The sequence below is a fragment of the Terriglobales bacterium genome, assembly GCA_035937135.1.
Taxonomy (GTDB): Bacteria; Acidobacteriota; Terriglobia; order Terriglobales; family Acidobacteriaceae; genus DASYVL01.
On sequence record DASYVL010000015.1, the window covers coordinates 1 to 7931 of the forward strand.

Annotated in this window: 8 protein-coding genes; 5 read left to right on the plus strand and 3 right to left on the minus strand. The window is 64.7% G+C overall.

The genetic code is table 11. From position 1 onward, the window contains the following. Window positions 1-283, minus strand: a 283-nt coding sequence (locus VGQ94_00695) for an aldehyde dehydrogenase family protein (GenBank protein ID HEV2021024.1), incomplete at its 3' end; no start/stop codon positions are given. A 34-nt stretch (window positions 284-317) separates the two neighbouring features. Continuing rightward, window positions 318-1124 (minus strand): tRNA pseudouridine(38-40) synthase TruA, encoded by an 807-nt coding sequence (truA, locus tag VGQ94_00700; protein HEV2021025.1) that lies wholly within the window; start codon window positions 1122-1124, stop codon window positions 318-320. 237 nt (window positions 1125-1361) lie between these two features. Between truA and VGQ94_00705 the strand changes: the two genes are divergently transcribed. The 3 genes from VGQ94_00705 to VGQ94_00715 all read left to right on the plus strand — a co-directional run bounded on the left by VGQ94_00705 (window position 1362) and on the right by VGQ94_00715 (window position 6281). After that, complete coding sequence (locus tag VGQ94_00705; GenBank protein HEV2021026.1) at window positions 1362-3389, plus strand: TolC family protein; 2028 nt, start codon at window positions 1362-1364, stop codon at window positions 3387-3389. Between the two features lie 110 nt (window positions 3390-3499). After that, on the plus strand, window positions 3500-4393 hold the full coding sequence (locus VGQ94_00710) for a glycosyltransferase family 2 protein (GenBank protein HEV2021027.1): 894 nt from the start codon (window positions 3500-3502) through the stop codon (window positions 4391-4393). A gap of 91 nt (window positions 4394-4484) precedes the next feature. After that, on the plus strand, window positions 4485-6281 hold the full coding sequence (locus tag VGQ94_00715; GenBank protein HEV2021028.1) for a methylmalonyl-CoA mutase family protein: 1797 nt from the start codon (window positions 4485-4487) through the stop codon (window positions 6279-6281). Here the strand turns inward: VGQ94_00715 and VGQ94_00720 are convergent. Then, window positions 6278-6802, minus strand: coding sequence for a VOC family protein (locus VGQ94_00720; GenBank protein ID HEV2021029.1), 525 nt, complete (start codon window positions 6800-6802; stop codon window positions 6278-6280). The genes VGQ94_00715 and VGQ94_00720 overlap by 4 nt on opposite strands. A 203-nt stretch (window positions 6803-7005) precedes the next feature. Between VGQ94_00720 and VGQ94_00725 the strand changes: the two genes are divergently transcribed. Both VGQ94_00725 and VGQ94_00730 read left to right on the plus strand, forming a co-directional pair. Beyond that, complete coding sequence (locus VGQ94_00725) at window positions 7006-7608, plus strand: DNA-3-methyladenine glycosylase (GenBank protein HEV2021030.1); 603 nt, start codon at window positions 7006-7008, stop codon at window positions 7606-7608. Between the two features lie 114 nt (window positions 7609-7722). Next, window positions 7723-7931 (plus strand): cobalamin-dependent protein (locus tag VGQ94_00730; protein HEV2021031.1); only part of this gene is annotated, 209 nt, incomplete at its 3' end.

A 7931-nucleotide genomic window follows, 5' to 3' on the forward strand; every position in this document is an offset into this window, starting at 1 on the left:
CCACCTCGGTAAGCAGCGCCTCGACCACGGGCTTCCCTGCCTCGCGCGTGATCAGCTCGGAGACTTCCCGCTTGCGGGCGTGCAATCGCTTCTGGAAGTCGCGCAGGACGCGCACCCGCTCGCGCACCGGAAGCTTCGCCCAGGAAGGTTGCGCCGCGCGCGCGCGGGCGACGGCGGCGTTGACCACGGCGGCGGAGGCGCATTCGAACTCGCGCAGCACCTCGCCGGTCGCCGGGTTGATGGAGGCGATTCGCGCCGCCGAAATCTTCACTTCCGTGGCCATCCCTTCCCTATGTTACTTCGATAGCGCTCAGCCGTCAGTATTCCACGCTGACCAGGCACAGCCCGCTGGTCGGGGCAGTCGAGCCAGCGGCAGAGCGGTTCTTAGAATCTAGAATGCGGCGGAAGCCGGCCTGGTCGAGCGAACCCTTGCCCACCAGCAAGAACGTTCCTACCAGGTTACGCACCATGTGGTGGAGGAAGCCGCTGCCGCGGACGGTGTAGATGAGCTCGTCGTCCTGGCGCTCCCAGGTGGAGGAGAAGATGGTGCGGACGTTGGTCTCTTTCACAGGCGAGGGCGCCTGTGCCACACGGTCCTTCGCGGGCGAGGGCGCCCGCGCCACATGGTCCTCGGGATCCACCGCCGCAAACGAGGTGAAGTCGTGCTCGCCGGCCACCCAAGGCGCGGCGCGGCAGATGGCTTCCTCATCGAGAGGAAAGGGGTGGTGATAGACGTAGCGGGCCAGGAAGGGCGGGCAGATGCTCCCGCGGAAGATGCGGTAGCGATAGGTCTTCGCCCTGGCGGAATGGCGGGCATGGAACTCGGGTGGCGCGTCTTCGACGCTCAGCACGCGGACGGTCGGCGGCAGCAGGTCGTTGAGGGCGCGCACCAGGTTCTCCGCCGGGATGGCGGAGTCGGACTTCATGGCGCAGGAGGCCACCTGGGCCAGGGCGTGGACGCCGGCGTCGGTCCGGCCCGAGCCCTGGGGCAGGACGCGCGCTCCCGTCACCCGCTCCAGGGCCGCGGCCAGCGCTCCCTGCACGGTCGGGCGCCCGGGCTGCACCTGCCAGCCGGAGAAGTCCGCGCCGTCGTAGCTGAGCACGAGCTTGAGATTCCGCCCCATTCCCTGAAACCTGCCTCCGGGCCTTGTGCCCGCGCCCGGTGCGATATACTAGCCGCTTCGCCCGGGAGTCAGAAGCGGGCTCTGGGGCCCGCGGGCGGCGAATTGAGGAACCATCTCCCCCTGATTTCCGTAAAATGCTGTTGACGGTTGCGGACGCTGGCAGTCTGTTGAACGAACGCCATTCTAGTGACGGGAGATGAGGGAATGCGCTTTTCGCGTGCTTTTTTGAGGATTTCGATGACCCCGGCGCTGTGCCTGGTGGTGGCGGCGGTGGCCGCCGCGCCCACCCTGGCCCAGGACGCCCCCGGGAGCGGGGACCAGGCTGCGGCGCAAACCGAGGCCTCACCCCAGGCGCCTCCGCCCGCCCCTTCGACCCAGGTCCAGGTGCAACAGGCGGTGGACTACTCCAAGCCGCGCTCGCACTTCCCCAACCCTTTCAAACCATATCTGCCGCGGATCGTGGCCGATCCGGTCTTCTCCAATGCGCCGCGCATCGAGCAGTTGATGCGGGATGGCAAGCTGATGCTCTCGCTCGACGACGCCATCGCGCTGGCGCTGGAAAACAACCTCGACTTGGCCATCGCGCGCTATAACTTGTCCATCGCCGACACTGACATCCTGCGCACCAAGGCGGGCGGGTCGGCGCGCGGCGTGGCCACCGGACTGGTGCAAGGGACCCCGGGAGGCGGCGTGGGCGGCTTCGGCACGGGAGCATCGGGCACGGGCGCCGGCGGCACCACGGGTGGCGCGGGCGGCGCCGGCGGAGGCGCCTCCGGACTGGTCACCTCCACGCTGGGCGTGGGCACGCCGGTGGATTCCTTCGACCCGGTCCTGAGCTCTACCCTGAACATCAATCACGCCTCGTTCCCACTGTCCAACACGGTGACGACCGGCACCAGCACCCTGGCGGAGAATTTCGGGACGGCGGATTTCACTTACACGCAGGGATTCCACACGGGCGCCGTCATGTCCGTGACCTTCAACAACCAGCGCAGCACCACCAACAGCCTGTTTGGCAGCCTGTCGCCGCAAGTGAGTTCCAACTTCCGCCTGACGCTGCGTCAGCACCTGCTGGCCGGATTCGGATTCGGGCCGAACACGCGCTTCATCCGCATCGCCAAGCACAACCGGGAGATCTCAGACGCGGGCTTCAAGCTGCAGGTGATCGCCACCGTCTCCCAGATCCAGAACATCTACTGGGACCTGGTGAACGCCTATGAGGACGTGAAGGTGCGGGAGCGCTCGCTGGGGCTGGCCGACAAGACACTTTCCGACAATCGCAAGCAGGTGGAGATCGGCACGCTGGCGCCCATCGAGATCGTGCGGGCCGAGTCTGAGTCCGCCACCCGCAACCAGGAGCTGATCGTCGCCCAGACCAACCTGCAACTGCAGCAACTGCTCATCAAGAACGCTATCACCCGCAACCTGAACGACCCGGCGCTGGCCACCGCGCCCGTGATTCCCACCGACTCCATGCAGGTGCCGGAGATCGAGCCCGTGGTCCCCATTTCGGACCTGATCAAGGACGCCATGAGCAACCGCGGCGAACTGGAGCAGTCGCGCATCGACCTGGTGAACCGCGACATCAACAAGAAATCGGCGCGCAACGCCCTGCTGCCGGTGGTGGATTTCATCGCCTGGTACGGAGGCGCGGGCCTGGGCGGCGACCAGAACCCGCTCAACGTGGGGCTGCCTCCGGGCACCATCCCGCGCTCCGGCTTCTACAACTCCTTCGCGCGCCTGCTGGATAACAGCGCGCCGGATTACGCCGTCGGGCTGAACGTCACCATCCCCATCCGCAACCGGGCGGCACAGGCCGACCAGACGCGCTCCGAGCTGGAGTACCGCCAGGCGCAGCTCCGCTTCCAGCAATTGCAGAACCAGGTGGGCATCGAGGTGCGCAACGCGCAGTACGCGTTGCAGCAGAACCGGGCGCGGGTGGAAGCGGCGCAGAAGGGCCGTGAGCTGGCCCAGCAGAGCCTGGGAGCCGAACAGAAGAAGTACGCCCTGGGGGCCTCCACTAACTTCCTGGTGTTGCAGGCGCAACGCGACCTGACCGCGTCCGAGTCGGCCATGGTCTCGGCCATGTCGGCGTATGAGAAGTCGCGGGTGGAACTGGACCGCGTGACCGGGCTTACGCTGCAGCACTACAACATCCAGCTGGATGATGCGGTGAGCGGCCGCGTCGGCACTATGCCGGCCGTCCCCGGCGTCATGCCTCGCACGGACATGGGGCCGCCGCCGCCAGACCAGAACCCCAGATAGTTCCCTCAGCAACCGTTACGACGGGGCAGCCATCCTGGCTGCCCCTTATTTCTTGACGGCTGTGGTTCCACGTCCCCCGGCCGGGCGCGCCCTGAGCTATGCTCTCGCCTGTGAGCCTCGCGCTTTCCGTCGTAATCATCACGCTCAACGAAGAGCGAAACCTTGGGCGGACGCTCGAAAGTGTGAAGCCGCTGGTGGAGAACGACAAGGGCGAGATCATCGTGGTGGACTCGGGCTCCACCGATCGCACGGTCGAGATTGCGAAGTCGTTCGGCGCCAAGGTCTTCGTCGAGGAGTGGAAGGGCTTCGCCGCGCAGAAGAATTCGGCGATTGAGAAGGCGGAGGGAGAGTGGGTGCTGAGCCTGGACGCGGATGAAGAGGTCAGTTCCGAGTTGGCGGCCGAGGTTGCGGAACTCCCTTCCGTCTGGAATTTCTGGAACCGCCAGGAATTTCCGACCAGCGACGACGCCCTTGCGATTGAAATGCGAAAGAAGGGTTTGCGCTACTTTTTGAACTATCCGAACGTGGTTGGATTCTATGTCAAGCGGCAGAATCTTTTTTTGGGTCGATGGGTACGCCAGGGTGGCTATTGGCCCGACTGCAAGCTGCGTGTTTTTCGCCGGGGTGCTGCGCAATTCGAAGAACGAGTCGTTCATGAAAACGCGAAATTGCTGAGCCCGAAGCAGCTTGCATTCACGCTGGACCACCCACTAATTCACCACGCTTATCCGACACTTCAGATCTACCTCGAGCACATGCGCCGCTACGCCGACCTGGGCGCCGAAATGATCAAAGACAAGCCACGCTGGTGGCTTTGGCTGAACCGCTGGCTCAATCCGCCGCTGACGTTTTTCTACAACTACGTCATCCGTCTTGGCTTCCTCGACAGACGCGAGGGCTTCCTGCTGCACTGGAATCACCGGCGCTACGTGGGCTGGAAGTACGCGAAGGCTTTGGAACTTTCGCATTCACCGCGGAGTCGCGGAGCTGCGGAGAACGACTAGACAGAAACCTCCGCGCCTCCGTGTCTCCGTGGTGAAAAAGCCGTTTCTTGCCGCTCTACCGGCGCATCCTCTATCATGAGCACTGACCGCGATGGCTAAGCGCAAACCCAACGAACACGTGGCCGAGAGCCCGATTCAGGATGTCTTCGAGGGCCGCCATCCCTCCGCCTCCGAAAAAGAGTGGGCGGAGAAGACGCTCGGGCCGGCGCTGGAGAAGTCGCCGGAAAGACCCATCGGCGCGCCCACCGGCACCAACCTCGACGAGCACGGCAACGCCCGCTTCACCACCATCTCCGATGTCCCCATCCGGCGGCTCTATACCACGGCCGACTTGCCCGAAGACTGGAGTTACGAGAAATACCTGAGCCATCCTGGCGAGCCGCCCTACACACGCGGCATCCACGCCTCCGGCTACCGCGGGAAGCTGTGGACCATGCGCCAGTTCTCCGGCTTCGCCTCGCCGGAGGAGACCAACCAGCGCTACAAGTACCTGCTCGAACACGGCGGCGGCGGGCTCTCGGTGGCCTTCGACCTGCCCACGCTGATGGGCTACGACTCCGACCACGCCATGAGCGAGGGCGAAGTCGGCAAGTGCGGCGTGGCCATCGATTCCCTCGAGGACATGGAGATACTCTTCGACGGCATCAACCTGGAAAAGATCACCACCTCCATGACCATCAACTCGCCGGCTTCCGTCCTGTGGGCCATGTACCTGGTGGTGGCGGAGAAGCAGGGCGCCGACTGGAAGAAGATCTCTGGCACCATCCAGAACGACATCCTCAAGGAGTACATCGCGCAGAAGGAGTACATCTACCCGCCCGCGCCCTCCATGCGCCTGGTGATCGACACTTTCGAGTTCGGCTCGCGCTTCACGCCACGCTTCAACACCATCTCTATCTCGGGCTACCACATCCGCGAGGCGGGCTCGACCGCGCTCCAGGAGCTGGCCTTCACCCTCTACGACGGCGTGGAGTATGTGGAGTGGGCGCAGCGGCGCGGCCTGAAAGTGGACGAGTTCGGCCCGCGGCTCTCCTTCTTCTTCAACGCGCACAACGATTTTTTCGAGGAGATCGCCAAATACCGCGCCGCGCGCAAGATCTGGTACCGGCTGATGAAAGACCGCTTCGGCGCAAAGAACGCGCGCACCTGGCTGATGCGCTTCCACACCCAGACCGCCGGGGTCTCACTCACCGCGCAGCAACCCATGAGCAACATCGCGCGCGTGGCCCTGCAGGCGCTGGCCGCGGTGCTGGGCGGCACCCAGTCCCTGCACTGCGACGCCTTCGACGAAGCTCTGGCCCTGCCCACGGAAGACGCCGCGCGCATCGCGCTGCGCACCCAGCAGATCCTGGCCTATGAATCCGGCGTGGCCCAGACCGTGGACCCGCTGGGCGGCTCCTATTTCCTGGAAAAGTTCACGCTCGACATGGAAAAGGGCGCCTTCCACTACTTCCAGAAGCTCGACGCCATGGGCGGCATGGTGAAGGCCATCGAGCGCGGCTATCCGCAGAAGGAGATCGCCAAGGCCAGCTACCAGTACCAGCGCGCGGTCGAGGCGCGAGAGAAGATCATCGTCGGCGCCAACGACTTCGTGATCGAGGAGAAGCGCCCGGAGACGCTCTACATCGGCGAGTCTGTCGGCCGCCGGCAATCGGAGAAACTGGCTGCGCTGCGCAAGCGCCGCTCGAACGACGAAGTCCGTCGCTGCCTCGATGCGTTGAAGAAAGCCGCCGCCCAGGAGCCCAAGGCCGCGGGCAGCGCCAAGATCTCCGACGCCAACACCATGCCCTACATCGTGGACGCCGTCCGCGCCTACGCCACCGTGGGCGAGATCTGCGAAGCCCTGCGCCAGGTGTACGGGACGTATGAGGAAGTGAGCATCACCTAGCGGCGTCTCGCGCGCTTTGCCTTCCCTACTTTCTTCGCTACGGCGGCTGCGCGCATCACCGTTTTCTTCATGCGGTTGGCGCCGGCCCAGTAGAGCGAGAGCTCGTGGCTGTCGGGGTCGTCGAGGTAGGCGTGACGCCATCCCCAGGGCATCATGCGCGGCATCTGCGTGATGTACACGCCCTTCTGCTGCAGCTTCTTGCAGAACTCATCCAGCTCGCGAATCTCGAAGTAGAGCCGCACGCCTTCGCTGGCCACCGGGGCGCCCTGGCTCGCCAGATGGAGCGCGATGGTGCCGTCGCCGCCCGGCGCACGCAGCCGCGCGTACACCGTCTTGCCCTCGAAGCGGAACTCCTCGATGACCTTCATGCCCAGCATGCCGGAGTAGAAGCGTACGCCGCGGGCCACGTCGCGGGCGTAGATCATGGCGTGGTTGAAGGTGAGCTTGGAGCCCTCAGGCTTGCCCTTGGGCTTGCCCTTGGGCGCTGCGGCTTTGCGCTTTTTCGGAGTCCGGTTGGCCATGATTGGAGAATCCGCCTCCGCGCCAGTATCATCAGATACTTTGTGGGCGTCAAGGCGCGAGCGTTTATGACAAACCTAGGTCCTTCGACTCGGGTTTCCCCGGCTGAAGACGGCGCCGGGGCCCCTCCCTCCCCTTCGACTTCGCTCAGGGCTGGCTTCGCTCGGCTGAAAGACAGGACAACAGCCTCGAACATATGGGCCCCGTGAAAAAAGCTCTCGCTCACCTTAAACAATCCGACCCGGTACTCGCCGGCGTGATCGCGCGCGTGGGGCCGATGAAGATGCCGCGGATCCCGCCCACGTTCCACTTCGTGGTCCGCGCCATCGCCTTCCAGCAACTGCACCGCAACGCCGCCAAGACCATCTTCGACCGCCTGGTGGCGGCCGCGGGTGACGGTGACGCACTCACGCCCGAGGCCATCCTCAAGCTCACGCCGCAACGCATGCGGAAGTGCGGGCTTTCCCGGCAGAAGTTGAGCTACATCCGCGACCTGGCGCGTCGCACGCGCTCCGGGGAGATCGAATTCGCCAAACTGCCGCACATGTCGGACGCCGAGGTCATCGAGCACCTGACGCGGGTGAAAGGCATCGGCGTGTGGTCGGCGCAGATGTTCCTGCTGTTCACGCTGCGGCGGCCGGACGTGCTGCCCACCACCGACTTCGGCATCCAGAACGCCATCCGCCAGGCCTACGGCAAGCGCAAGCTGCCTAAACCCAAACACGTGGAGAAGCTCGGACGCGCGTGGCATCCCTACTGCTCCGTGGCCAGTTGGTATCTGTGGCGGTCGCTCGACAAAAAAGCTTAACCACCCTTCGACTCCGCTCAGGGCAGGCTACGGACACGAAGGAACACAAAGGCGCCCGCGGAAGTCCTTCGTAACTCCTTTGTGGCCTTTGTGGTGAGTGCTTTTGGTATTCTTATGCCGCCCATGCCCAAGGAGAAGAAGATCCGCGTGCTGGTGGCCAAGCCCGGCCTGGACGGGCATGACCGCGGCGCCAAGGTGATTGCGCGCGCGCTGCGCGACGCCGGCATGGAAGTGATCTACACCGGCCTGCGGCAGACGCCGGAGATGATCGTGACCGCCGCCTTGCAGGAGGACGTGGACGTCATCGGCCTCTCCATCCTCTC

Bases quoted from the DNA above. Each gene is read 5' to 3' on its own strand.
- truA (HEV2021025.1), bottom strand. From the start codon at position 1,124: ATGGGGCGGAATCTCAAGCTCGTGCTCAGCTACGACGGCGCGGACTTC.
- VGQ94_00705 (HEV2021026.1), top strand. From the start codon at position 1,362: ATGACCCCGGCGCTGTGCCTGGTGGTGGCGGCGGTGGCCGCCGCGCCC.
- VGQ94_00715 (HEV2021028.1), top strand. From the start codon at position 4,485: ATGGCTAAGCGCAAACCCAACGAACACGTGGCCGAGAGCCCGATTCAG.
- VGQ94_00720 (HEV2021029.1), bottom strand. From the start codon at position 6,802: ATGGCCAACCGGACTCCGAAAAAGCGCAAAGCCGCAGCGCCCAAGGGC.